A 24826-nucleotide genomic window follows, 5' to 3' on the forward strand; every position below is an offset into this window, starting at 1 on the left:
GCGCTACCGTCGTCCAGCCCGGCGCCGGTACAGCCACGCACCCCAGACGATGGCGATCGCCAGGATCGCGGAGCACCACCCCAGCGCCCACCACTGCTCGCCCTGCAGCGGTTCGCCGAGAAGCAGCGCTCGGAGCGTGTCGATGATCGGCGTGAGCGGCTGGTGAGCGGCGATGGGCTGCAGCCATCCCGGCATGCTCTCCACCGGGACGAACCCGCTGGAGAGGTAGGGCAGGAACAGCAGGATGAAGCCGTACCCGTTGGCGCCCTCGGGGCTTGAGGCGGCGAGGCCGATCGCGGCGAAGAGGTAGGTCAGCGCGAGGATGTAGAGCAGCAGCAGCATGACGACGCCGACCCACGCCGCCGGGCCGGCCGCAGGCCGGAAACCCACCAGCAGGGCCACGCCGAAGACGATGGTCGTGGCGACGCTGTTGCGCACCAGGCTTCCGATGACATGCCCGGTGAGAACGGCGCTGGCCCTCAGCGGCATCGTGCGGAATCGGTCGACGATGCCGTTCTTCATGTCGGATGCGACGGCCAGAGCGGTCGAGGATGCCCCGAAGCCGGCGCAGGTGAGGATGATCCCGGGAACGACGTAGTCGACGTACTGGCCACCGGGGGATATCGCTCCTCCGAACACCCAGGTGAACATCAGCATGAGTATCACCGGCAGCATGACGGCCATGAGCAGGGACTCCCCGTCGCGGAGCGAGTGACGCAGGCTGCGGCCGACGAAGATGCGCTCGGCGGTGATCCCGCCGATGCGGGCGCGGGCGAGGGATGCGGTGGTCACTTCGACTCCTCGATGAGTGCGGGGGTGCGCCGAAGGGCGCGCGGATCGTCGGTGAGAGAGAGGAACACATCGTCGAGCGTGGGCCGACGCAGGGTGACGACACCCTGCGCACCGGACTCGTCGAGCAGATCGAGCGCGCGCCGGAGTCCCGGGACCGTGCCGTCGGTGGCGATCTCCTGCAGGAGTGCGCCGTCGGCGTCGTGCAGCTGCACCGACTCACCGCCGACGCGCTCCTTCAGCTCCGACGCCGTGCCGATGGCGGTGATGCGCCCGGCGTCGAGCACGGCGATGCGGTCGGCGAGCTGATCCGCCTCCTCGAGGTACTGCGTGGTGAGGAAGACGGTCGTTCCGGAGGCGGCGACGTCGCGGATCACATCCCACAGGTCGCGGCGGCTGCGGGTGTCGAGCCCGGTGGTGGGCTCGTCGAGGAAGAGCACCTCCGGTGCGACGACGAAGCTGAGCGCCAGATCGAGCCGGCGTCGCATGCCGCCCGAGAAGGTTCCGACTCGGCGGCCCGCCGCGTCGCGCAGGCCGAAGCCGTCGAGCAGCTCCTCGGCACGCGTACGGGCGGAACTTCCGGTCAGTCCCGCGAGCCGGGCGAACATCCGCAGGTTCTCGGTCGCGGTGAGCACGTCGTCGACGGCGGCGGACTGCCCGGTCAGGCTGATCCGTCGCTGCACCTCGACGGGTTCGGACGCGACGTCGCGACCGGCGACCCTGGCCGTGCCCCGATCGGGGCGCAGGAGCGTGGTGAGGATGCTGATGGTCGTCGTCTTGCCGGCGCCGTTCGCGCCGAGCAGCGCGAAGATCTCGCCCCGTTCGACGGTGAGATCGAGGCCGGCGAGTACCGGGCGTCCTCCGAAGCTCTTGGTGAGCCCGCGGACGTCGATGGCCGATGTCATGGTCATCCTTTCGTGTAAGCATTAAACTGTTTATGACGCTAACACACTGTTTACGCCATACACAACGCTTAGGATCGTCCCATGACAGCGGATGATCCCGACCTGCCTCGCGGCATCGCTCTGGCCTGGGGCGTGGCAGCCGCTCCGCAGCGCGGACCGAAACGCGAGATGAGCGTCGAACGCATCGTCGATGCCGCGGTGGATCTCGCCGACGCCGAGGGCCTCGGCGCCGTGTCGATGGCGGCGGTCGCGTCTCGTCTCGGCTTCACGCCCATGTCTCTCTACCGCTACGTCAGCGCCAAGGACGACCTGCTGCTGCTCATGCAGGAGCAGGCGATCGGACTGCCGCCCGAGACCGAGCAGGGATCAGAAGACGACTGGCGCGCTCGCCTCTCTCAGCTGTACGACGCGCAGGTGGCGATGTTCATGGCGCACCCCTGGGTGCTCTCGATCCCGATTCAGGGCTCGCCCGTCACGCCCAACGGCTCCGCATGGCTCGATGCGGCACTGGAGGCTCTCGCCGTGACGCCCCTCATGCCCGAGGAGCGCGTCGCCGTGTCCTTGCTGGTTTCGGGACAGGCGCGCTTCTGCGGCATGGTGCTCGCCGGCTACGCCGACCGGATGCGCGAGCACGGACAGAGTGCGGAATCCGTCACGGCCGAGGAGGCGGCGCTGTACGACACGCTGATCTCCGCGGCGGAGTTCCCGGCGCTGCGCGCCGCCGTCGACGCCGGGGTGTTCTTGTCCGATGCGGATCCCTTCCGGTTCGGCCTTGCGCGCTGCCTCGACGGCGTCGCGGCCTACGTCGCCGCGCTCGAGGAGGGAGAGCCGCACGCAGTGCCGGAGTCCTGGCCGGATGCTCAGGACCCGGCGCTGCAGGGCGACAAGAAGCACCGCGAGGCGCAGAAGGCTGTGCGCGAGGCGCAGAAGGCTTTGCGGGATGCCCGCAAGCTCGAGCGGCAGGTGCGCAAGGAGGCTCTTGAGCGAGCGGCGCGGACGAGAGGTGACGGGTCCTGACGGTCGCGCGCTGAGATCGCCGGCGCATAACGCCACTCACACGAGTCACAGCGGTTTACAGGCGTCGCACCTACCCCATATGCTGTGCTCAGCAGAAAGGGGTACGGGGGATGCCCGACGTTCAAGACGTTCGATTCCTGACGGTGGCCGAGGTCGCCGAGCTCATGCGCGTGTCCAAGATGACCGTGTACCGGCTCGTGCACGCCGGCGAACTTCCCGCCATCCGCTTCGGGCGCAGCTACCGTGTGCCCGAATCCGCCGTCGCCGACGCGCTCAACCGCCCCATCGCCGACGTAGGATGATCGGAGCAGCCGATTCGGGCACCGCCTGACCGTTTGCTAGAATCGTCCGAGGCATTTTCCGTGCCCGTACCCGGGTGCCCGCTTCGTGGCATCCAGCCCCTGACTTAGTGAGGTTTCCGTGGGTTCAGTCATCAAGAAGCGCCGCAAGCGCATGGCGAAGAAGAAGCACCGCAAGCTGCTTCGCAAGACTCGCCACCAGCGCCGCAACAAGAAGTAAGCGGCACGACACCGAGCGCCTGTCTCCGGACGGGCGCTTTGTGTCTGCGGCCGCAGGAGGATGCCATGAAGACGATCGACATCGCACAGCTCGCCGCGCGCGACGGGGTACCGCTGATCGACGTGCGCGAGCACGACGAGTTCGTCGCGGGCCACGTGCCCGGTGCGGTCAACCTGCCTCTGTCCGAGCTCGGCGATCGCCTCGGCGAACTGCCCGGCGAGGCCTTCGACGTGATCTGCGAGCTGGGCGGTCGCTCGGCCCGTGCCGTGCAGGCGCTGGAAGCCCGCGGATACGACGCGACCAACGTCGAGGGCGGCACGCGCGAGTGGATCGCGCAGGGGCGTCCGGTCGAGCAGTGACCACGCTGACGCTGATCGGAAAGCCCGACTGCCACCTCTGCGATGTCGCGAGCGAGGTCGTCGACGCGGTCGTCGCCGAGCTTCCCGACGCCGCGGCGGAGCGGCTGGAGATCGTCGAGCGCTCGATCGCCGACGATCCGGCCCTGTACGAGCGATGGTGGGAGAAGATCCCGGTCCTGCTGATCGACGGCGAACTGCACGCGCACTGGCGCGTCTCACCCGAACGTCTGCGCACCGCGCTGGAGGAGGCGATCTCATGATCCGTCACGTCGTGAGCTGGAAGCTCGCCGCCGAGGATGCCGGCGTGCGCGCCGAGCAGGCCGCGGAGGTCGCACGGCGGCTGAATGCGCTGATGGGCGTCGTGCCCGAGCTGCGGGCGGTGTCAGCAGGCGCGAACGTCGCGCATCCCGAGGTGAACTGGGACGTCACCCTCGTCGCCGACGTCGACTCGCTGGAGGCGCTGGAGGCCTATCAGGTGCATCCGGCGCACAAGGAGGCCGGCGCGTACATCCGCTCGGTGGTCGCGTCGCGCGTCGCGGTCGACTTTGAGATCTGATCAGCAGATCTCGGCAGAGTTGATGAGATCTGACCATAGTGCACGATAGAAGTGTGCAGTGTCGCAACCCAACCGTGATCACCGAGCAGTCCCGTCCATTCGCCGATGCGATGGACGCCATGTCAAGATGAAAGCCGAAACCCGTTCCCCGGGCGCAAGCCCCGTCACACAGGAGTGACCATGAACCGTCGTCCCCTTCTTCTCGGCGCCGCTGTCACGGCCGCCGCTGTTCTCGCGCTGTCCGGCTGCGCCAGCGACCCGGGCTCCGACGGCGACGGTGGCGACAAGGCCCCGTCCGGTCCCGACTACGGCCTGGTCACCGACGGCACGCTGACGATCTGCTCCGAGGTGCCATACGTCCCGTTCGAGTTCGAGGGCGGCGACAACGGCACCGACTACACCGGCTTCGACATCGACCTGACCGTCGCGATCGCCAAGAAGCTCGACCTCAAGGTCAACGTGCAGGACGTCAGCTTCGACGGACTTCAGTCCGGCACCACACTGATCGCCGGCACCTGCGACATGGGCGCCTCGGCGATGACGATCACGGATGAGCGCAAGAAGAACATCGACTTCTCCGACCCGTACTACGACTCGCTGCAGTCGCTGCTGACCAGCGTCGATTCCGGCATCAAGAGCATCGGCGACCTCAAGGGCAAGAACGTCGGAGTGCAGCAGGGCACCACGGGAGAGAGCTACGCCAAGGAGAACGCCAAGGGCGCGACGCTCGTGCAGTACCCCGGCGATGCCGAGCTCTGGCCGGCGCTGAAGGCCGGTCAGATCGACGCGATCCTGCAGGATCAGCCGGTGAACATCGAGCACGAGAAGGCCGACGACACCTACAAGATCGTCGAGGAGTACAACACCGACGAGTCCTACGGCTTCGCCTTCGCCAAGGGTGAGAAGACCGAGCTGCGCGAGGCCGTGAACAAGGCGCTCAAGGAACTGCGCGACAGCGGCGACTACGACACCATCTACGACACCTATTTCGCGGCGAAGTAAGCGGCGCAGGCAGATAGGAGGTCCGCTCCGATGGCATTGAAGCGGAGGACCAGAGGCAGGCTGTACCGCTACTCGATGTACGGGCTGTTCATCGTTGCAGTCGTGCTGATCGCGATCGCCACCGACTGGGAGAAGATCGGCAAGCAGTTCTTCGACCTCGAGATCGCAGCCAAGCTGTTTCCCGACATCATCATCGTCGCGCTGCGCAACACCGTGCTGTTCACGCTGATCGCCTTCGCCGGCGGCCTGCTGCTGGGCATCGTCTTCGCGCTGATGAAGCTGTCCATCATCGCGCCGTTCCGATGGTTCGCGACCGCATGGATCGAGCTCTTCCGAGGGCTGCCGGCACTGCTGACGATCTTCGCGATGGCGTTCATTCTGCCGATCGCGTTCGGGATCAAGCCCCCGGGCGGTCCGGTCGGTGCGGGTCTGATCGGTCTCATCCTCGTCGCATCGGCCTACATGGCCGAGGTGATCCGCGCCGGCATCCAGGCCGTGCCGAAGGGGCAGACCGAGGCGTCGCGGTCACTGGGCATGTCGCCGATGAAGACGATGTTCTGGATCGTGCTGCCGCAGGGATTCCGGATCATCATCCCGCCGCTGACGAACGAGTTCGTGTTGCTGCTGAAGGACACCTCGCTGCTGTTCATCGCGGGGACGTTCATCTGGTCGAAGGAGCTCACCAGCTTCGCGCGGGATGCCAACACCATGTACGCGAACGCGACTCCGCTGATCATGGCGGCACTGCTTTACCTGATCGTGACGATTCCGCTCACCCGCTTCACGGCGTGGCTGGAGCGGCGGATGGCGAGGGAGAGATGAGCACGGATCTGATCGACGTCCACGCGCCTGCGATCGACATCCAGGGCCTGGTCAAGAGCTTCGGCGACAACGAGGTGCTCAAGGGCATCGACCTGACGGTGCTGGGCGGCGAGGTCGTCTGCATCATCGGGCCTTCGGGCTCCGGCAAGTCCACCCTGCTGCGCTCGGTGAACCTGCTCGAAGAGCCCACCGGCGGTCACATCCTCATCGAGGGCATCGACGTCACCGACGAGGAGACCGACATCGACCGGGTGCGTCAGCGCATCGGCATGGTGTTCCAGAGCTTCAACCTGTTCCCGCACATGACCGTGCTGGGCAACCTCACCATCGCTCAGCGCCGGGTGAAGAAGCGCTCCAAGGCCGAGGCCGAGCAGGTCGCCCAGGAGATGCTCGCCCGGGTCGGACTCGCCGAGAAGGCGGGCGCCTATCCGAGCCATCTCTCCGGCGGGCAGCAGCAGCGCGTGGCGATCGCCCGCGCCCTGTGCATGAACCCCGACATGATGCTCTTCGATGAGCCCACGTCGGCTCTCGACCCGGAGCTCGTGGGCGAGGTGCTGCAGGTCATGCGGCAGCTGGCGGACGAGGGGATGACGATGCTCGTCGTGACGCACGAGATGGGCTTCGCCCGTGAGGTCGGCTCGCGCCTGATCTTCATGGATGGCGGCCACATCGTCGAGCAGGGCGACCCTCGTGAGGTGCTGGGGAACCCGCAGCATCCGCGCACGCAGGACTTCCTCTCGCGCGTGCTCTGACGCGGCCCTTAACGCCAGGCGCCCCTGCCCTCGCTCCGGCGGTGGGCAGGGGCGCCTGTCCGCGTCCCGGTGGCGCGGTCAGCCGCGCGGACGCGCGGCCACCGGCTCGGGCAGAAGGTCGAGGCCCACGGCATCGCCGAAGGCGGGCCGGAGACCGGGGGAGTGCTGCACCGTCACGCGCTCGCCGGAGGCGGTGCGCACGACCGTGCGGCGCATGCTGCCGAGGAACGTGGACTCCTCGACGGTGCCGGTGGCGGCAGCATCCGCCTCCTCGGCGAACACGACGTTCTCGGGGCGCAGGTACACCTCCACGGCGCCGTCGGCGGGGGTTTGCAGCGGCAGCCGCCTGCCCCACACCGTCACGTGATCGCCCTCCGCGTCGCCGGCGACGACGCTGGAGAGCCCGACGAACGAGGCGACTGAGGCGGTCGCGGGCGTGCCGTACAGCTCCTCGGGCGTGCCGATCTGCTCGATGTGCCCCGAGCTCATCACCGCGATCCGGTCGGAGATCGCCAGGGCTTCCTCCTGGTCGTGCGTGACGAACACGGTGGTGATGCCGAGTCTCAGCTGGATGCGCCGGATCTCGTCGCGCAGCTGCACGCGCACCTTCGCGTCCAGGGCCGAGAGCGGCTCGTCGAGCAGCAGCACCTTCGGCTCGGTCACCAGGGCGCGTGCCAGCGCGACGCGCTGCTGCTGACCGCCGGAGAGCTGATGCGGGAACTTCTCGGCGTGCTCGCCGAGCCCGACGAGCGCGAGGGCGTCGAGGGCACGCCGGTTCGCCTCGGCCTTCCCCGCTCCGCGTCGCCGCAGCCCGAAGGCTGTGTTCTCGGTGACCCGCAGGTGCGGGAACAGCGAGTACGACTGGAAGACCATGCCGATGTCGCGCTTGTTGGTGGGCACGCGCGAGACGTCCGATCCGCCGAGCAGCACGGCGCCCTCGTCGGAGCCCTCGAGGCCGGCGAGCACGCGCAGCAGCGTGGTCTTGCCGCATCCGGAGGGACCGAGCAGCGAGACGAACTCGCCCGGGGCGATGTCGAGATCGACGCCGTGCAGCACCCGGTTGGCACCGTAGCTCTTCACGATGCCCTGCAGCTGCACGGCGGTGCCCTCGCCGGCGTCGGCGAGCAGCGCGTTGTCCTGGGTGCGGGGAAGGGGCGTGGTCATGAGCGGGCCTTTCGGGTGCCGCGCGCGGCGCGGCCGATGATGAGCAGCAGGACGAACACGAGCAGCAGCGCCAGGAGCGTGAAGATCGCGGGCAGGTACGGGTCCTGGTTGCGGACGACGACCATGGCGGTCTGGAAGACCTGACGGTTCAGCAGCGAGGCGATGGTGAACTCGCCCAGCACCACGGCCACCGAGATCAGGGATGCCGCGAGCAGCCCCTGACGCAGGTTGGGCGCGAGCACCTTGATGACGACCGTGGGCCAGCTCGCGCCGAGGGTGCGGGCCGCCTCGGACAGGGTGCGCAGATCGGCCGCGTCGATGGATGCCTGGATCGCGCGGTAGGCGAAGGGCAGCACCGTGATGCCGTAGGCGAACGCGAGGGTCCAGGTGCCGGTGCCCACGGTTCGCGCGATCTGCAGGTAGATCGGCGAGAGGCCGACGACCAGGACGATCGCGGGGATGGAGATGGGCAGCAGCGCCAGGAACTCGAACGCCGGTCGCAGCTTCGGGAAGCGTAGGTGCACGAGGATCATGGTCGGTGCGAGCAGCAGCAGCACGATCGCGACGGTGACGATCGCGAGTACGAGCGAGTTGCCCAGGCCCGTCCAGATCGGTCGCAGCGTCCCCGAGAAGGCCGGGTCGACCAGCTTCGCCCAGTTCGCGAACGACATGCCGCCTTCGGAGTCGCGGAGCGTGTAGAGGAAGGTCGACAGGAGGGGGATGGCGAAGAACGCGCCCACGAGGATGCCGATGATCCAGCGTGTCAGGCGGGAGGGTGCCAGGGCGTTCATGCCTGCCACCTCGCAGCGCGACGCTGGATGAGGGAGTACAGCGCCATCACGACGCCGACGACGACGATCATGCCGAGCGCCAGGGCGCCGGCGAGGTTCTCGCGCCCGAGCACGGTCTCGCTCGTCAGTGCCGCGCGGATCTGCAGCGGCACGATCTGCGAGCCCTGGCTGGCGAGAGCGGCCGCGGTCGCGTACGACGAGAACGCGTTCGCGAACAGCAGCAGCAGGCTGGCCAGGAACGAGGGCGCCAGCACCGGGATGCCGATGCGCACCCAGAAGCTCCCGCGGGTGCCGCCCAGCGTGGCGTTGGCCTCGGCCCACTGCGGTTTGAGAGCAGCCAGGGCGGGCATGAAGGTGATGACCATCAGCGGCACCTGGAAGTAGATGTACGGCAGGATCAACCCGGGCACCTCGTAGATCCAGTTGCCGTCGGCGAAGATGTCCACCCCGAACGAGTCCTTCAGCAGGAGCGTCACGACACCCTGGATGCCGATGGTCGCGATGAAAGCGAAGGCCAGCATGACGCCGCCGAACTGCGCGAGCACTCCCGCCGCCGCGTCCACCGACTGCCGCACCCCGCCTTCCGGGTTCATGCCGAGCAGCGCATAGCAGACCAGCGCACCGGCGACGGCGCCGACCACGGCGGTCAGCAGCGACACCCAGGCCGAGTTGGCGAAGGTGTTCAGCACCACGGGGTCGCCGAGGGCGGTGACGTTGCTCCAGGTGAACGCGCCGCTCTCGGTGAAGAACCCGGACCCGAGCGCGAGGACGGTCGGCAGCGCCAGGAACAGCACCACGTACGCCGCGAAGGGCGTGAGCCCGAGCCACGCCCACGATGCGGAACGCCGGGTGCCGACGCTTCGCGGCGGCCCGGTGGGAACGGGGGCGGATGCCGCAGCATCCGCCCCCGGGACGACGGCAGACGTCACTGGATCGCCGCCGCCCACTTCTCGCCGAGCAGCGTGCCGGCGTCCGCGCTCTGCTTCTCGGTCGGCACGACCGTCTCCGACGGGACCTCGGGCAGTGCCGCGGCCAGGTCGGCGTCGATGGTGCCGGCCTCGGTCATGGCCTCCATGCGGGCCGGGCGCGCGCCGCCCTTGAGGTACAGGTTCTGCACCTCGTCGCTGTAGAGGAACTCCTGCCACAGGCGGGCCGCCGCGGGGTTCGGAGCGTCCTTGTTGATCGCCTGGTTGTAGTAGCCGGCGTAGCCGACGCCCGGCAGGACGGTCACCTTCCAGTCCTTCACGTCCTTCGAGTACGCCGCGTTCAGGTAGTCCCAGTCGAACACCACCGGCGTCTCGCCGCTCGCGACGGTCGCCGGGGTCGGGTCGACCTTGAGGAAGTTGCCGGCCTTCTGCAGCTCCGAGAAGTAGTCGATGCCCGACTGGAAGTCGTCGAGCTCGCCGCCCTGCTGCACCGTGGCCAGGCCGACGGCGGCGAACGCGGCGCCCGCCTGCGTCGGGTCGCCGTTGATCGCGACCGCGCCCTTGAAATCGGCGCCCGTCAGGTCGTCGAGGCTCGTGGGCTCGTCGAACTTCGAGGAGTCGTACCCGATGGACATGTATCCGCCGTAGTCGCCGACGAACAGACCGCTCGGCTCCTTGAGGGCGTCGGGGATGTCATCCCAGGTCTGCACCTTGTACGGGGCGAACACGTCGGTGCTCTCCAGCGCGACCGACAGGCCGAGATCGAACACGTCGGGGGCGGTGTCGAGCCCCTTGTTGGTCTCGGCCGCCTGGATCTCCTCGGCACTGGAGACATCGGGGGACTGCTCGTTGATCGTGATCTCGGGGTAGGTGCTGGCGAACAGATCGAGGATCTCGCCATAGTTGGCCCAGTCGCGCGGGAGAGCGATGACGTTGAGCTGGCCCTCCTCCTTCGCCGCAGCTTCGAGGTCGGCGAAGGTGCCGAAGTCCGCCACCGACGTCGCAGCGGCGGCATCGGCCGCATCGCCGTCGCCGGAGGGTGCGCTGTCGCCGGCGCAGGAGGTGAGCAGCAGTGCGGCCGTGGTGGCGAGTGCGATGCCGGCGCCCAGGCGCGCGCGGCGGGAGGTGATTGCCATGGTTTTCCTCTCGGGATTCCGGCGGATGCCGGGGTCGGGACGACAGGACGCTACGCGCCGCCGGTTACCCCGCCGGGCGGGGCCGATGAACGCGAGGTTACCGGCCGGTGACGCCGGGTGTCGAGAGCGGCGGAGTCCGCGCGCGGGCGTCCGGCCCGTCTGGCATCCTGAAAGCGATGGATATCGGTACGATCTTGGGCCTCGAACAGCTCAGCTGGGAAATGCTCGCGATCATCGTCGTGGCCGCGTTCGCGGCCGGCTGGATCGACGCGGTCGTGGGCGGCGGCGGACTGCTGCAGCTGCCCGCACTGCTGCTCATCCCCGGCATCGCCCCGGTGCAGGCGCTGGCGACGAACAAGCTGGCATCCGTCTTCGGCACGGCCACCAGCAGTGCGACGTACTACCGGCGGGCGAAGCCCGACATCCGCACAGCCCTGCCGATGGCGGGGATCGCTCTCGCCGGGTCCTTCGGGGGCGCCGCCGTGGCGACGGTGCTGCCGGCCGCCGCGTTCAAGCCGATCATCGTCGTCGCACTGCTCGCCGTCGCGCTGTTCACCGCGTTCCGGCCGCAGCTCGGCGCAGCCACCGCACTGCGGTTCAGCGGGCATCGGCACCACGTCGCAGCCGGCGCGGCCGGACTGGTGATCGGCTTCTACGACGGCCTGATCGGCCCGGGCACGGGCACGTTCCTCGTGATCACGCTCGTCGCGCTGCTGGGCTACGACTTCCTGCAGTCCAGCGCCAAGGCGAAGATCGTGAACCTCGCGACCAACCTGGGGGCGCTGCTGCTGTTCATCCCGCACGGGTCGGTGCTCTGGCTGTTCGGCGGCATTCTCGCAGTCGCGAACGTCGCCGGCAGCTACCTGGGCTCGCGCATGGCGATCTCGCGCGGCTCGACGTTCATCCGTGTGGTGTTCCTCGTGGTCGTGGTGCTGCTGATCGGCAAGCTCGGCGTGGACGTGTGGAACGAGAACATCGCCCCCGCGCTGGCATCCTGAACCTTCGCGCCACACACGTCGCCGCCCCTGCTGAGCTACCCCGCCCCTGCTCGTTCACGTGAATGAGGAGGGGCGGGGACGCTGAGCAGGGGCGGCGACGAAGCGGAACTCAGACCTCGGCGGGCGCATCCTCGGGCACGGCATCCCCGGCGACGAAGTCCACGCCGGCCTCGGCGCGCTGCTCGGGCGAGATCGGCGCGGGCGCTTCCGTGAGCGGGTCGAATCCGCCACCGGACTTCGGGAACGCGATGACCTCGCGGATCGAGTCGGTCTTGGTCAGGTGCTGCATGACGCGGTCCATGCCCAGGGCGATCCCGCCGTGCGGGGGAGCGCCGAAGGCGAACGCCTCGAGAAGGAAGCCGAACTTCTCCTGCGCCTGCTCCTCGCTGATGCCCATGACCTGGAAGACGCGCTTCTGGACGTCCTCGCGGTGGATGCGGATCGAACCGCCGCCGAGCTCCGAGCCGTTGCAGACGATGTCGTACGCGTAGGCGAGCGCCGACGCCGGGTCGGTGTCGAAGGTGTCCTCGAACTCGGGCTTGGGTCCGGTGAACGCGTGGTGCACGGCCGTCCACGCACCGGATCCGACGGCGACGTCTCCCGAGGCGACGGCGTCGCCGGCCGGCTCGAACATCGGGGCGTCCACGACCCAGGTGAACGCGAACTCGTTCGGGTCGAGCAGCTCCAGGCGGCGGGCGATCTCCACGCGCGCGGCTCCCAGCAGCGCGCGGCTCGCCTTGGTCTCGCCGGCGGCGAAGAAGGCACAGTCGCCGGGCTTCGCGCCGACGAGCTCGGCGAGACCCGCCTGCTCGGCCTCGGACAGGTTCTTCGCGACCGGGCCACCGAGCGTGCCGTCCTCGTTGAAGAGCACGTACGCGAGTCCCCGCGCGCCGCGCTGCTTGGCCCAGTCCTGCCAGGCGTCCAGCGTCTTGCGGGGCTGAGAGGCGCCGCCGGGCATGAGCACGGCGCCGACGTACTCCGACTGGAACACGCGGAACGGGGTGTCGGTGAAGTAGTCGGTCGCCTCGACCAGTTCGAGACCAAAGCGCAGGTCGGGCTTGTCCGAGCCGTACTTCGCCATGGCATCCGCGTACGTCATCCGCGGCAACGGGGTCTGCACGTCGACGTCGATGGTCTTCCACATCGCGACGATGAGGGACTCCATCATCTCGATGACGTCCTCCTGCTCGACGAAGCTCATCTCGATGTCGAGCTGCGTGAACTCCGGCTGCCGGTCGGCCCGGAAGTCCTCGTCGCGGTAGCAGCGCGCGATCTGGAAGTACTTCTCCACGCCTCCCACCATCAGCAGCTGCTTGAACAGCTGCGGCGACTGCGGCAGCGCGTACCAGCTGCCCGGATGCAGGCGTGCCGGCACGACGAAGTCGCGGGCGCCCTCCGGGGTCGAGCGCGTGAGCGTCGGGGTCTCGACCTCGACGAACTCCCGGCGGTGCAGCTCGTCGCGGATCGCCTTGTAGACGTCCGAGCGCAGGCGCATCGCAGCAGCGGGCGCGGGTCGGCGCAGGTCGAGGTAGCGGTGCTTCAGACGCACCTCCTCGCCGATCGGGTCGGACTCGGCCAGTCCGCTGGAGACCTGAAAGGGGAGGGGGGCCGACTCGTTCAGCACGACGACCTCCGCCGCGATCAGCTCGATCTCGCCGGTGGGCAGGTTCGGGTTCTCGTTGCCGGCCGGGCGGCGCGAGACCTCGCCGGTCACCTTCAGGACGAACTCGCTGCGCAGCGGATGCGCGATCTCCTCGTCCCGGATGACCACCTGCGCGATGCCGGAGGCATCCCGGAGATCGATGAACGCGACGCCTCCGTGATCGCGGCGACGATCGACCCAGCCCGAGAGGGTGACGGTCTGACCGATGTGGGAGGCGTTCAGCGAGCCTGCCGTGTGTGTGCGAAGCACGGAGGATTCCTTCTGATCGGGGAATATGGACCGCCCCAGTCTACGTGGCGCCGCACGGGCGCATCCCGCGCGGTACGGTGGGTGCGTGACGGCATCCCGACTCCATCTCGTCCGCCACGGCGAAGTCGACAACCCGCAGGGCATCCTCTACGGGCGCCTCCCCGACTACCACCTCAGCGCGTCCGGCCGGGCGATGGCGCGGGCCGCCGCCGAGCACGTGGTCGCACTCGGGCGTCCCGTCTCGGACCTGCGCTGCTCACCTCTCGAGCGCACGCAGGAGTCCGCCGAGCCCTTCGCCGAGCTGCTCGGGCTGACCCCGGCGCTCGACGAGCGCATCATCGAGCCGACGAACCTCTTCGAGGGCAAGGTGATGCGCCGCGCGCTGCGCGACCCGCGCAACTGGCGGCACCTGCGGCGGCCGTCGCTGCCGAGCTGGGGTGAGCCGTACGTGACGATCGTCGCTCGGATGCGCGATGCCATGGACGAGCGCTGGCACGCCGTCGACGACGGGGACGTGGTGCTCGTGTCGCACCAGGCCCCGATCTGGATCACTCATCTGGCCATCGCGGGCCTGCCCCTGCGGCACGACCCGCGCACACGCCGCTGCGCGCTGTCGAGCGTGACCTCCTTCGAGCGCTCCGGAGACGTGTGGCGCGAGGTCGGCTACGCCGAGCCGGCGGCATCCGGGATCGATCTCGGCGCGGTCTGAGAGGCCTCAGACCGCGAGCTCCTGCACGATGAATGCGCCGGCGAGCTGCCCGGCGGCCGTCGCGGCGACGACGGATGCCATGGCGCCGGGCATGCTCGCCCGGTGCGCCAGATCGCCGGCAGCCGAGACGCCGGGGAGCGACGTGCGGCCGAAGTCGTCGACCTCGATCGCGCCGCTCGGCAGCATCGTGAGACCCAGCTGCGTGGCGAAGTCGGCGCGCTGGCGGCTGCCGGTCACCGTGACGAACAGCCCAGCGACGTCGACGGACTCACCGGCGGTGACGCGCACGCCGTCGCCGTGCTCGGCGACCGCCGATGCGGCCTGCGCGTGCACGGTCGCGCCGAGCGAGGTCAGCGCGTCCCGCTCCTCGCCACTGAGCTCGTCGCCGCCGAAGACGACGATGCCCTCGACGATGGGGCGCAGCAGACGGACGAGGTGTGCGAAGCGCGCGCCGCTGCCGAGCAGGCCGATCGTGCGTCCGGCGAACTCGTGACCGTCGCAGAAGGGACAGCTGAAGGCGCGCAGCCCCCACAGTCGGTCCAGCCCGTCGACCGGCGGGAGCTCATCGACCATGCCTGTGGCCAGCAGCAGGCGCGTCGCCCGCTCCTCGCGACCGTCGGCGAAGGTCGCCCGGTATCCGCCGTCCAGGGCCTCCACCCTGTCGACCGTGCCCGCGGTGGCCTCGATGGTGGCATATGCCGAGAGCTCTGCGCGGACGGTGGAGCGGAAGTCGGCGGGGGAGGTGCCGTCGTTGCCGATGACGTTGTGCATGTGGAGCACGGCGCCGTTGCGGTATTCGCCGGAATCGACGAGGAGCGCCGTCCGGTGCATGCGCCCGAGGGTGAGGGCTGCCTGCAGGCCGGCGGGGCCTGCTCCGATGATGATCACGTCGCGCATTGCGGTCCTCCTGGACATCCGAAGTTTGCTTTCCCGGCCAGTCTGTGACTTCATGTGGACATGAAGTCAAGTCAGCAGCGCCCGTGGTCCGTGGGCGAGGTCGCCGAGCGGTTCGACGTGCCCACCAACGTCCTGCGTCACTGGGAGTCGGTCGGGCTTCTCGAGCCCGCCCGCGACAGTGCGGGGCGGCGACGCTACGGGGAGGATGACGTGGTCAGAGTCGCCGTCGTGATCCGCAGCAAGGCCGCGGGCATGAGCCTCACCCAGATCGCGAACCTGCTCGAGCCCGACATGGCCGGCCGCCACCAGGTGCTGCAGGCGCACCTGGACGATCTCGATCGCCGGATGGCCGAGATGCGGCGGTCGAAGGCGATGACCGAGCATGCGCTGCGATGCTCCGCGCACGACATCTCCAGGTGCCCGCGCTTCCGCGCCGCTCTCGACGACGTGCTCTCCGGGGTCGCGGACGCCTTCGAGGTGCAGTGGTCGCGCGAGGCCGCCGTTTCAGAGCGCCCATAGGAAACGCGCGTACGATTCCCAGCGTGTCCTCGCCCGTCCGTTCCCGTCGCGACGTGCTGCGCATCGGCGCGGCAGCGCTCGCCGGCGCCCTCGCCGTGGGCCTGAGCGCGTGCGCTCCGGACCCCGCGACAGAGGCGTATCTGAACGGTGATCAGAAGGCGTACACGACCGACGACTTCCGGGTGCTCGAGATCCCCGCGTCCGAGCGCGGAGAGCCGGTCGCGTTCGGCGGCACCACGGAGAACGGCGAGGCCTTCTCCAGCGACGCCGTCCGCGGACGAGTCGCCGTCGTGAACTTCTGGTACGCCGGATGCGGTCCGTGCCGCATCGAGGCCAAGGACCTCGAGGCGGTGTGGCAGAAGCACCGGCCCGACGACGTCGCCTTCATCGGCGTGAACATCTACGACCAGGCCGACACGGCCAAGGCGTTCGCCGAGAAGTACGGCATCACCTACCCCAGCCTGATGGACGCCGACACCGGCGAGGCCAAGCTCGCCTTCGCGAAGGTCACCCCCATCCAGGCGCCGCCGACCACCCTCGTGATCGACAAGCAGGGGCGGGTCGCCGCCCGCATCATCGGTCCGATCGACGGCACCTCCATCCTGTCCACGCTGATCAAGGACGTGCTCGAGGAGAAGGCGTGAGCCCGGATGCCGTGATCGGCGCCGGCGCACTGTGGCTGGCCGTCCCGCTCGCCCTCGTGGCCGGGCTGGTCTCGTTCCTCTCCCCGTGCATCCTGCCTCTCGTCCCCGGCTACCTCGGCTTCATCGGGGGAGCGGCGGGCGCCTCCACCGGCACCGCCGTCGCGCGCCAGGACCGCCGGGACCGACGCCGGATGCTGCTGGGCGTGCTGCTGTTCATCGCCGGGTTCACCGTGATCTTCGTCGCCTACACCGTGATCGGCGGTGCGGCATCGGTGTTCCTCCTGGAGTGGGGCGACCTCATCACCCGCATCCTCGGCGCCGTCGTGATCGTGATGGGACTGGTCTTCCTGGGCTTCCTCGGCTTCGCGCAGCGCCAGTTCAAGCCGCAGGTCAGCTCCGCCACCGGGCTCATCGGCGCCCCGCTGCTGGGCATCACGCTCGCGATCGGCTGGGCCCCCTGCACCGGCCCGACGCTCGGTGCGATCATCAGCGTGGGCTGGTCGCTCGGCGACCCGTGGCGCGCCGGTCTGCTGGGCGTGGCGTACTCCCTGGGCCTGGGCATCCCCTTCCTTCTGGTCGCGCTCGGCTTCGGATGGGCGACCTCGGCGACGTCGTTCCTGCGCCGCCACATCCGCATCGTCAACATCATCGGCGGCGCGCTGCTGATCGTCCTGGGCGTGCTGATGGTGACCGGCGTATGGACCCAGATCATGTCGAGACTGACGGCGGTGATGAGCAGTGTCATCCTCCCCCTCTGAGGACACCAGCACCGATCGGGACGGCGCCTCAGCAGCATCCGATCCGCTGCGTCCCTCCGACCACATCGATTCGGCGGCCTCCGCCGAGGACATCACTCAGCCGAAGCTCGGCGTCATCGGGTGGCTGCGCTGGGGGTGGCGTCAGCTGACCTCGATGCGGGTCGCGCTGATCCTGCTGCTGATCCTGGCGATCGCCGCCATCCCCGGATCGATCTTCCCGCAGCGCAGCGCCGACCCGAACGGCGTGATCAAGTACCGCACCGACAACCCGGATCTGTTCCCGGTGCTCGACAAGCTCAGCCTGTTCGACGTCTACTCGTCGCCGTGGTTCTCGGCGATCTACCTGCTGCTGTTCGTCTCGCTGATCGGCTGCATCATCCCGCGCATCAGGCACCACCTCAAGGCACTGCGCGCGCGGCCCCCGCGCACGCCGGTGAGACTGGCGCGACTGGACGACCACCGGTCGGCCGAGCGTGCGGGGTCGGACGACGATGCCGCCGCGGCCGTGGATGTCGCGGAGCAGCAGCTGAAGGCGCTCGGCTACCGGGTGGCGCGCTACGACCAGGCATCCGGCCGTACGCGCAACTGGTCGGTATCGGCCGAGCGCGGGTACTGGCGCGAGACCGGCAACCTCGTCTTCCACATCGCGCTCGTCGGGGTGCTCATCACGGTGGGCGTGGGCGGCAGCTTCGCGTACACCGGGCAGAAGGTGATCGTCGAGGGGCAGACCTTCGTGAACGCCCTGATCGACTACAACTCGATCAACCGCGGGCGCTTCGTGGCCGACGACTCGCTCGAGGCGTACGCGATGACGCTGGACTCCTTCGACGTGACCTACGAGGACTTCGGCACGCCCGGCGCCGGGCAGGCCGGCAACTTCAAGGCCAACCTGTCGGTGCGTGAACCCGACGGCTCGACGACCGAGGGGGCGGTCCAGGTCAACCACCCGCTGGGCATCGGCGGCGACAAGATCTACCTGCTCGGCAACGGCTACGCCCCGACCATCACCGTGCGCAACGCGCAGGGCGAGAAGGTGCTCAGCCAGCCGGTCGAGTTCCTGCCGCAGGACAGCAACATGAGCTCGCTGGGCGTGGTGAAGATCCCGGACGGGATGCCCGAGCAGCTCGGCCTGATCGGCTTCTTCTACCCGACGGCGGTCAAGCTCGACACCGGCGCCTTCGCGTCGGCGCACGGGGCCGTGAACATCCCGCTCCTCACCCTGGACGTCTACGAAGGCGACCTGGGCATCGACGGCGGTACGCCCGTGTCGGTGTACCAGCTCGACACCGAGGAGATGACCAAGCTCAACGGGCGCGGCACCGATCAGGACTCCATCCAGCTGCAGCCCGGCGAGACCGCCGATCTGCCGAACGGTCTGGGCACGGTCACCTTCGAGAACGAGGCTCCGGCGGGAGCCGCGGACTTCACCCAGTCCGTGAAGCGCTACGTGTCGCTGCAGATCCATCACGACGACTCGGCCGTCTGGGTTCTCGTCTTCGCGCTGCTCGCCCTGGCGGGCCTCGCGCTCGCCCTGTTCGTGCCGCGTCGCCGGATGTGGGTCAAGGCCACGGCATCCGGCGACACCGTCCACCTGGAGTACGCCGGCCTCGCGCGCGGCGAGGACCCCACTCTCGCCGCCGCCGTGGACGATCTCGTCCGCGGCCACGAGCGGCTGCTCGACGCGGCTCCGCTGCCGCGCCCCGTGAAGGGAGCATGACATGCCCGACCTCGATTCCATCTCGATCCTGACGCTGTGGACGGCCATCGCCATCTACGCCGGCGCCTTCATCGCCTACGCGTTCGACCTGGCGCGGCGGTCCTCGGCCCCGGTCGTCGAGGAGAAAGCGCTCGTGGCGGCCGGGGGAGCGGATGCCCACGGCGCCATCGCCTCGCCCTACGAAGCCGCCGCTGCCGCCAAGGGTCCCTTCGTGATGGCGCGGATCGGCACGGCGCTGATGGTGCTGGGCTGGCTGTTCCACCTCACCGCGACGGTGACGCGTGGCGTTGCCGCCGGCCGTGTGCCCTGGGCGAACCTCTACGAGTTCGCGATGATCGGCACGCTGCTGATCGTGCTCGTGTACCTGATCATGCTGACCCGCATCGACCTGCGCTATCTCGGCACGTTCATCTCGGGCCTGGTAGTGGTGCTGCTCGGCGCGGGCGCCGCGAACTTCTATGTCATCGTGACCCCGCTGGTCGACCCGCTGAAGTCGGTGTGGCTGGTGATCCACGTCTTCGTCGCCTCGTTGTCGGTGGGCATCCTGGCTCTGGCGTTCGCACTGTCGGTCGTCCAGCTGCTGCAGGCGCGACGCGAGCGGCGCATCGCCGAGGGCGCCGAGAGGCCCGGGCCGGGGTTCCTGCGCACTCTTCCCGAGGCGTCGCGGCTCGAGAACCTGGCCTATCGCTTCACGGTCGTCGGATTCATCTTCTGGACCTTCACGCTCATCGCGGGTGCGATCTGGGCCCAGGACGCCTGGGGCCGGTACTGGGGCTTCGACGTGAAGGAGACCTGGACCTTCATCATCTGGGTGCTCTATGCGGGCTACATCCACGCCCGTGCCACCCGCGGCTGGCGCGGCACCCCGTCAGCCTGGCTGTCGATCACCGGGTTCGCCGCCGTGATCTTCAACTTCACGATCGTGAACGTGTTCTTCAAGGGCCTGCACGCGTACTCCGGCCTGAGCTGACCCGCGGCCTTACCGGCGGGCGCGCTCGAGGCGTCGTCACATGTGTTCGAGAACACGAGATTCGCCGAGAACAGGACGATCCGCCCCGGAAAGCTCCGGTTCTCGGCGATCGTCCTGTTCCGGTCAACGGCCGGGCGCCGGATGCTACGCGGCGGCGAGCACGGCCTTCGCGCTCGTCGTGCGCCGGGTGGCGACGGCGAGGGTCGCGGCTCCGAGCGACAGCACAGCCCAGACGACCAGGCCCGCGCACGCCGCACCGTTCGGGACGATGAGCCCGCCGAGCGCGGGCGCTGTCGGCAGAGCCGCCCCGAGACCGGCGAGCCAGGCGGGGATGGTCGAGACCAGTCCGGTCGCCACGGCCACCACGCCCACGAGGGCGCTGACCCAGCGTCCGATGCCTCCGAGCACGGTGACCAGCGCCTGGTTCACCGCGGCGAACGCGATCCCGGCGAGCACGGCGAAGCCGGCGAAGCCCCACCAGGTGGCCGCGTCGTACCCGGCGACGATCTGCACGGTCAGCGAGATGAGCAGCCCCTGCCCGGCGCCGATCGCCGCGGCCGGCCAGAACCCGCGCAGCACCATCGCGGCCGAGGAGCGGCGTGAGGTGAGAGCGTTCCCGGGCACCGCGCGCAGCGCGATGAACGAGGCCAGCGCGCCGAACCACAGCACCACGGCCGACAGCAGCGGGATGGCCGTCGGCCCGAACATGTCACCCGATTCCGCCGACGCCTTCACGGGGTCGGCGATCACGGATGCCAGCTCCGTCGACTGCTGCTCATCGAACGACGGCAACGACGTGGACGCCGTCTTCAACCCGTCTGCGAGTTCGCCCGTGCCGGATGCCAGGGTGTCCAGACCCTCGGCCAGCTCACCCGTGCCCTCGGCCATGGCCGACGCGCCGTCGCCCAGTTGCGTGGCGCCGGACGAGAGGGCGGATGCGCCGGACGCCGACTGGGCGACGCCGTCGGCGAGCTGCCCGAGGCCGTTGCCGAGCTGAACGGCTGCGCCGCCTGCGGTGCGCATCTGCGTGGCGATCTTCTTCGGTGCGGCGTCGTCGAACGCTCGCAGACCCTGAGCCGTCCCAGCGGCTGCGGCCTTCGCGCCTGCGGCGCCCTCGGACAGCTTCGGCAGTCCGTTCTGCATGTCCTCGAGCCCGGCGCACACCTGGTCGAGAAGCAAATCCGAGCCGACGGTGCGCGTGCCGCAGAGCGCGACGAGACCGTCCACGCCGCTCTTGACGCCGTCCACGCCCTCTGCGACCCCGCTCGTGGCGGCGGCTGCGCCGTCCGCGCCGGTGAACAGCGCATCGGGCACGAGGCCGTCGCGCTCGAGGGCCGCGGCGCCCGCGTTGAGACCCTGTCCCAGCTGTGTCGCGCCGCCGCCCGCCTCACGCGCCTTGGTCGAGATGGTGTTCAGGCCGCCGGCGAGCTTCGACGCGCCGTCCGCCAGTCCATCCGCCCCATCGGCGAGCTTCGAGGCGCCGTCCGGCAGGGCGGCCGCGCCGTCGGCAGCTGACCGCGCACCGTCTGCCAGCTTCGAGGCGCCATCGGCGGCGTCGCCGATCTGATCGCCGATGGTGGTGAACCCGACCAGCACGTTGTCGACCGTGGCCTCGCTGAGCATGGTGCCCATGGTCGAGGCCGCGACGGTGGCGATCTGGTTGGTGATGAGGTCGTCGGCGACGCGGCCGTCGGGTGGGGTGGTCACCGAGATCTTCGCCTGCTCGGCGGTTCCGTCGCTGTCCTTCAGCGCCGTTCCGGCCGAGGTGGCATCCGCCGAGAACGACTTCGGGATCGTGACCACGGCCTGGTAGGTGCCGTCGCCGAGGCCCTCCGCCGCGTCGTCCTCGTTCGAGATCACCCAGGTGAGGTTGGAGTCGACCTCGTCGGACCCCTCGACCAGACCGGATGCCAGCTGGCGCCCGAGCGGCGTGTACTGGTCGTCGATGGTGACGGGCTCATCGAGGTTCACGACGGCGGCGGTCATCGACTCGAGCCGGTCAGTGGGGTTCTGCAGCGCAGCGACCAGGATGCCGCCGATGATCGCCGGCAGCAGAAGCACGCCGATCAGGGTCAGCCAGGTGATCGGGCGGCGCGATCGCGCGCGTTCGATGGGGAGGGTCACTTCGTCTCATTCCGTTCGCTCAGTACATCGCATGCGGTCACCTCGGTCGTGTCGGGGAGGGCGGCTGCGGGTGCCGGATCGCGCAGGTCGACGACGGATGCCGTGGCGCGCCCGGCATCCGCCAGCACAGCCTGCGCGATGCGGGCGTCGGTGGCGGTCGCGAGCACGGCGACCTCACGGCCGGCGTCCCGCAGACGTGCGGCGACCTGGTCGCGCTCCGCTGCGGTGAGCCGGTCGATGCCGTCGAGCACGACCAGGCCGCTGCGGCCGCGCAGCGCTTCGGCGACCTGTGACGGCGCATCCGCCTCGCCGAGCAGCGCCACGCCGACGCGGGCGCGCACCCAGGCGGACCGCCCGGGCAGCAGGTGGCCGTCCACGCGCAGCATCCCGGCATCCGGTTTCATGCGACCGGCGACGGCCAGCGACAGCGCGCGCAGGGCCTGCGCGGGTGCGCCGGTGACGATCAGCGCGCCGCCGGGGTGCAGGCGCAGGTGTGCGCCGTCGACATCCGCAGCATCGAGCGTCAGGCCGTCGGCGGCGACGATGCTGTCGTCTCCGGGCCACGCGGCCAGCGACCGCTCGCGCTCCACGGCCTCGCCCTCGATGTCGACGTGCGGAAGGATCCGCTCCAGCCAGCGCGGGATCCGCCAGGCGCGATCGCCGAGGATCGCCATCACCGCGGGGATGAGTGTCATGCGCACGAGGAACGCGTCGATCGCGATTCCGGCTGCGAGCCCGAGCGCGATGGGCTTGAGCGAGGAGTCGCCCTCGGGCACGAACGCGACGAACACGGCGAACATGATCAGCGCGGCGGCGGTGACCACGCGCGCGGTGCCCGAGAAGCCGGTGCGCACCGCGCGGATGGCGGCCTCGCGCCGCGTCTGCGGGTCGTGCCGGTCGCGGTCGTGCACGAAGTCCTCCCGCATGCGCGAGACGAGGAAGACCTGATAGTCCATGGCCAGGCCGAACAGCACGCCCATGAGCACGATCGGCATGAAGCTGATGATCGGGCCCGTGCGGGCCACGTGCAGGGCATCGGCGAACCATCCCCATTCGAACACCGCGGCGACCACTCCGAACGCGGCGACGATGGAGAGCAGGTAGCCGATCGCGGCGGTGACGGGCACCCAGATCGAGCGGAACACGATCGCCAGCAGGATGAGCGACAGGCCGATCACGAACACGCCGAACGGCAGCAGGGCGGCACCCAGCTGGTCGGAGATGTCGATCGCGACGGCGGTGAAGCCGGTGACCTTCAGATCGATGCCGAACTCGTCCTGCCACTCGTCGTGGTGCGAGCGCAGCTCGCGCACCAGGTCGGAGGTCGCCGGGTCGTCGGGAGCCGTCTCGGGGATGATCTGCACGATGCCGGTGTCGGCGGTCTCGTTGGGCACGGCGAGGGCGACCTCGCGCACGCCGGGGAGCTTCTCGACCTCGGCGCCGAGGTCCTCCATGAGGTTCAGCGGGTCGGTGGAGGTGACGATCGTGCCGGTGAGGATGAGCGGGCCGTTGAACCCGGGGCCGAACTCCTCGGCCGTCAGGTCGTAGCTCTGCCGCGCCTCGGAGTCCTTGGGCAGCACGCCCGCGTTCGGCAGGGCGAGGTTCAGGCTCAGAGCAGGGACGGCGACGATGCCGAGCCCCAGCACGACCGCGATCGTGACGAGGACAGGTCGCTTGGTGACCCCGCCGGCCCAGCGCTCCGAGAAGGTGAGGCGCGTGCGCGGCTTCGGCGCCGCATCCGCCGTGCCCTTCCGTGCGCGCTCGCGGCGCGGGCGGCCGGCGACGCGCCCCTTCAGGAACCCGAGCAGGGCGGGTGTCAGCGTCACCGCGATCGCGACGGCGATCGCGACGGCGACCGATGCCGCGATGCCCATGGTGGTGAGGAACGGGATGCCGGCGAAGCCCAGCCCGATCAGCGCGATCAGCACGGTGATGCCGGCGAAGACGACGGCCGAGCCCGCCGTGCCGACGGCGCGCGAGGCGGACTCCTCCGGGTCGACGCCGGCCCGCACCTGATCCTGGTGGCGGGCGACGATGAACAGCGCGTAGTCGATGCCGACGGCGAGCCCGAGCATGAGCGCCAGCAGCGGAGTCGTCGACGACACGGTCGCGAAGGCTGTGGCGGCGAAGATGCCGGCCATCGAGATGCCGACGCCGAGGATCGCGGTGAGCAGAGGTAGCCCGGCCACGACGAAGGAGCGGAACGTCACGATGAGCACGAGCAGCGCGATCACCAGTCCGACCGCCTCGGTGATGGTGACCGCGGGGATGGACGTCGCGAACAGGTCGCCGCCGAGCGCCACCTGCGAGCCGTCCGGCAGAGCCGAGGCGAGGTCGTCGACGGTGCTCTGCAGACCCTCCTTGGCCTCGTCGGAGACGTCGGTCGCCTGGCCGTCGAACTGCAGGCGCACGATCGCGGCCGTCCGCTCGTCGTTGACCATGCCGTCGATGTTCTCGTCGAAGGGCGAGGTGGCCGCCAGCACGCCGTCGAGCTTGGCGAGCTCGTCGACGGTGTTCTCGATGTCGTCGCGGTACGCCGCATCGGACACGTCGTCGCCAGGTGCGGCGACGACGATGAACTGCGCGTTCGTGCCGCTCACCTGCGGGAAGGTGCGCTCCAGCTGCTCAAGACCGGCCTGCGATTCCGTACCGGGGATCGAGAAGGTGTTGTCGGTTCCGGCGCCGAGGGCGAGCGCGCCGCCGCCGGCGATTCCGAGCACGACCAGCCAGCTGACGAGTACGCGCCAGGGGTGCCGGAAGGACCAGCGGCCGAGCGAGGAGAGAAGGGTGGACACGCGGCCTCCGCAGGTTCTCGATACACGAACGTATTCAATACGTAG

The 24826-nt window shown here is 69.5% G+C and carries 26 protein-coding genes; 16 read left to right on the forward strand and 10 right to left on the reverse strand.

What is annotated here, in order from left to right; genetic code table 11:
- Positions 1 to 3: 3 nt before the first annotated feature.
- Together ACFWHT_RS02900 and ACFWHT_RS02905 are read right to left on the reverse strand one after the other, a co-directional pair.
- The gene (locus tag ACFWHT_RS02900) at positions 4 to 792 is read right to left on the reverse strand and encodes an ABC transporter permease (protein WP_378825289.1); all 789 of its coding nucleotides are present in this window, start codon (positions 790 to 792) and stop codon (positions 4 to 6) included.
- The gene (locus ACFWHT_RS02905) at positions 789 to 1694 is read right to left on the reverse strand and encodes an ATP-binding cassette domain-containing protein (RefSeq protein ID WP_378825291.1); all 906 of its coding nucleotides are present in this window, start codon (positions 1692 to 1694) and stop codon (positions 789 to 791) included. The genes ACFWHT_RS02900 and ACFWHT_RS02905 overlap by 4 nt, the downstream gene beginning before the upstream one ends.
- Before the next feature lie 81 nt (positions 1695 to 1775).
- Here ACFWHT_RS02905 and ACFWHT_RS02910 point away from each other — a divergent pair, with 81 nt between their 5' ends.
- From ACFWHT_RS02910 to ACFWHT_RS02950, 9 genes are all read left to right on the forward strand, one after another.
- Positions 1776 to 2711, forward strand: a complete 936-nt coding sequence (locus tag ACFWHT_RS02910) for a TetR/AcrR family transcriptional regulator C-terminal domain-containing protein (RefSeq protein WP_378825292.1) — start codon at positions 1776 to 1778, stop codon at positions 2709 to 2711.
- 110 nt (positions 2712 to 2821) lie between these two features.
- Positions 2822 to 3013 carry a helix-turn-helix domain-containing protein gene (locus ACFWHT_RS02915; RefSeq protein WP_378825294.1) on the forward strand — a complete coding sequence of 64 codons (192 nt, stop codon included), beginning with the start codon at positions 2822 to 2824 and terminating at the stop codon, positions 3011 to 3013.
- Between the two features lie 118 nt (positions 3014 to 3131).
- A complete protein-coding gene (locus tag ACFWHT_RS02920; RefSeq protein ID WP_003792170.1) occupies positions 3132 to 3230 on the forward strand; it encodes a 30S ribosomal protein bS22 in 99 nt (32 codons plus the stop codon).
- 65 nt (positions 3231 to 3295) lie between these two features.
- Entirely contained in the window at positions 3296 to 3589 is a 294-nt protein-coding gene (locus ACFWHT_RS02925) for a rhodanese-like domain-containing protein (RefSeq protein WP_378825295.1), read from the forward strand.
- Positions 3586 to 3849 (forward strand): glutaredoxin family protein, encoded by a 264-nt coding sequence (locus ACFWHT_RS02930; RefSeq protein ID WP_378825297.1) that lies wholly within the window; start codon positions 3586 to 3588, stop codon positions 3847 to 3849. Before ACFWHT_RS02925 ends, ACFWHT_RS02930 begins: the two co-directional genes overlap by 4 nt.
- Complete coding sequence (locus tag ACFWHT_RS02935; protein WP_378825299.1) at positions 3846 to 4145, forward strand: Dabb family protein; 300 nt, start codon at positions 3846 to 3848, stop codon at positions 4143 to 4145. Before ACFWHT_RS02930 ends, ACFWHT_RS02935 begins: the two co-directional genes overlap by 4 nt.
- 180 nt (positions 4146 to 4325) lie before the next feature.
- Complete coding sequence (locus tag ACFWHT_RS02940) at positions 4326 to 5147, forward strand: transporter substrate-binding domain-containing protein (RefSeq protein ID WP_378825301.1); 822 nt, start codon at positions 4326 to 4328, stop codon at positions 5145 to 5147.
- Between the two features lie 30 nt (positions 5148 to 5177).
- Positions 5178 to 5969 (forward strand): amino acid ABC transporter permease, encoded by a 792-nt coding sequence (locus ACFWHT_RS02945; protein WP_378825303.1) that lies wholly within the window; start codon positions 5178 to 5180, stop codon positions 5967 to 5969.
- On the forward strand, positions 5966 to 6721 hold the full coding sequence (locus ACFWHT_RS02950) for an amino acid ABC transporter ATP-binding protein (protein WP_378825305.1): 756 nt from the start codon (positions 5966 to 5968) through the stop codon (positions 6719 to 6721). Before ACFWHT_RS02945 ends, ACFWHT_RS02950 begins: the two co-directional genes overlap by 4 nt.
- 78 nt (positions 6722 to 6799) lie before the next feature.
- Here the strand turns inward: ACFWHT_RS02950 and ACFWHT_RS02955 are convergent, their stop codons facing one another.
- From ACFWHT_RS02955 to ACFWHT_RS02970, 4 genes are read right to left on the reverse strand one after another with little or no spacing between them, the layout of a single operon-like run.
- Positions 6800 to 7885 carry an ABC transporter ATP-binding protein gene (locus ACFWHT_RS02955; RefSeq protein ID WP_378825307.1) on the reverse strand — a complete coding sequence of 362 codons (1086 nt, stop codon included), beginning with the start codon at positions 7883 to 7885 and terminating at the stop codon, positions 6800 to 6802.
- Positions 7882 to 8676: an ABC transporter permease gene (locus ACFWHT_RS02960; protein WP_378825309.1), complete on the reverse strand. Its 795-nt coding sequence runs from the start codon at positions 8674 to 8676 to the stop codon at positions 7882 to 7884. The genes ACFWHT_RS02955 and ACFWHT_RS02960 overlap by 4 nt, the downstream gene beginning before the upstream one ends.
- Positions 8673 to 9605, reverse strand: a complete 933-nt coding sequence (locus tag ACFWHT_RS02965; RefSeq protein ID WP_378825310.1) for an ABC transporter permease — start codon at positions 9603 to 9605, stop codon at positions 8673 to 8675. Before ACFWHT_RS02965 ends, ACFWHT_RS02960 begins: the two co-directional genes overlap by 4 nt.
- Positions 9602 to 10738: an ABC transporter substrate-binding protein gene (locus tag ACFWHT_RS02970; RefSeq protein ID WP_378825312.1), complete on the reverse strand. Its 1137-nt coding sequence runs from the start codon at positions 10736 to 10738 to the stop codon at positions 9602 to 9604. The genes ACFWHT_RS02965 and ACFWHT_RS02970 overlap by 4 nt, the downstream gene beginning before the upstream one ends.
- Before the next feature lie 176 nt (positions 10739 to 10914).
- On the opposite strand from ACFWHT_RS02970, the gene ACFWHT_RS02975 reads away from it, so the two are divergent.
- Positions 10915 to 11736, forward strand: a complete 822-nt coding sequence (locus tag ACFWHT_RS02975; protein ID WP_378825314.1) for a sulfite exporter TauE/SafE family protein — start codon at positions 10915 to 10917, stop codon at positions 11734 to 11736.
- A gap of 109 nt (positions 11737 to 11845) precedes the next feature.
- On the opposite strand, the gene aspS is transcribed toward ACFWHT_RS02975, so the two are convergent.
- Positions 11846 to 13648, reverse strand: coding sequence for an aspartate--tRNA ligase (gene aspS / locus ACFWHT_RS02980; protein WP_378825317.1), 1803 nt, complete (start codon positions 13646 to 13648; stop codon positions 11846 to 11848).
- Between the two features lie 85 nt (positions 13649 to 13733).
- Between aspS and ACFWHT_RS02985 the strand changes: the two genes are divergently transcribed.
- Positions 13734 to 14357 carry a histidine phosphatase family protein gene (locus ACFWHT_RS02985; protein ID WP_378825319.1) on the forward strand — a complete coding sequence of 208 codons (624 nt, stop codon included), beginning with the start codon at positions 13734 to 13736 and terminating at the stop codon, positions 14355 to 14357.
- A gap of 6 nt (positions 14358 to 14363) precedes the next feature.
- Here the strand turns inward: ACFWHT_RS02985 and ACFWHT_RS02990 are convergent, their stop codons facing one another.
- Positions 14364 to 15254 (reverse strand): NAD(P)/FAD-dependent oxidoreductase, encoded by an 891-nt coding sequence (locus tag ACFWHT_RS02990; RefSeq protein WP_378825320.1) that lies wholly within the window; start codon positions 15252 to 15254, stop codon positions 14364 to 14366.
- A gap of 60 nt (positions 15255 to 15314) precedes the next feature.
- Here ACFWHT_RS02990 and ACFWHT_RS02995 point away from each other — a divergent pair, with 60 nt between their 5' ends.
- From ACFWHT_RS02995 to ccsB, 5 genes are read left to right on the forward strand one after another with little or no spacing between them, the layout of a single operon-like run.
- Positions 15315 to 15773: a MerR family transcriptional regulator gene (locus tag ACFWHT_RS02995; protein WP_378825322.1), complete on the forward strand. Its 459-nt coding sequence runs from the start codon at positions 15315 to 15317 to the stop codon at positions 15771 to 15773.
- Positions 15774 to 15796: 23 nt separating this feature from the next.
- Positions 15797 to 16417 (forward strand): TlpA family protein disulfide reductase, encoded by a 621-nt coding sequence (locus ACFWHT_RS03000; protein WP_378825324.1) that lies wholly within the window; start codon positions 15797 to 15799, stop codon positions 16415 to 16417.
- Complete coding sequence (locus ACFWHT_RS03005; RefSeq protein ID WP_378825325.1) at positions 16414 to 17175, forward strand: cytochrome c biogenesis CcdA family protein; 762 nt, start codon at positions 16414 to 16416, stop codon at positions 17173 to 17175. Before ACFWHT_RS03000 ends, ACFWHT_RS03005 begins: the two co-directional genes overlap by 4 nt.
- On the forward strand, positions 17156 to 18892 hold the full coding sequence (locus ACFWHT_RS03010; RefSeq protein WP_378825327.1) for a cytochrome c biogenesis protein ResB: 1737 nt from the start codon (positions 17156 to 17158) through the stop codon (positions 18890 to 18892). The genes ACFWHT_RS03005 and ACFWHT_RS03010 overlap by 20 nt, the downstream gene beginning before the upstream one ends.
- Before the next feature lies 1 nt (position 18893).
- Positions 18894 to 19862: a c-type cytochrome biogenesis protein CcsB gene (gene ccsB, locus ACFWHT_RS03015; RefSeq protein ID WP_378825330.1), complete on the forward strand. Its 969-nt coding sequence runs from the start codon at positions 18894 to 18896 to the stop codon at positions 19860 to 19862.
- 144 nt (positions 19863 to 20006) lie between these two features.
- Here ccsB and ACFWHT_RS03020 read toward each other — a convergent pair whose 3' ends face one another.
- Positions 20007 to 21986 (reverse strand): YhgE/Pip domain-containing protein, encoded by a 1980-nt coding sequence (locus tag ACFWHT_RS03020; RefSeq protein WP_378825332.1) that lies wholly within the window; start codon positions 21984 to 21986, stop codon positions 20007 to 20009.
- A complete protein-coding gene (locus tag ACFWHT_RS03025) occupies positions 21983 to 24781 on the reverse strand; it encodes an efflux RND transporter permease subunit (protein WP_378825334.1) in 2799 nt (932 codons plus the stop codon). Before ACFWHT_RS03025 ends, ACFWHT_RS03020 begins: the two co-directional genes overlap by 4 nt.
- Positions 24782 to 24826 lie beyond the last annotated feature (45 nt).

The sequence above is a fragment of the Microbacterium sp. NPDC058342 genome (genome assembly GCF_042723935.1).
Lineage (GTDB): Bacteria > Actinomycetota > Actinomycetes > Actinomycetales > Microbacteriaceae > Microbacterium.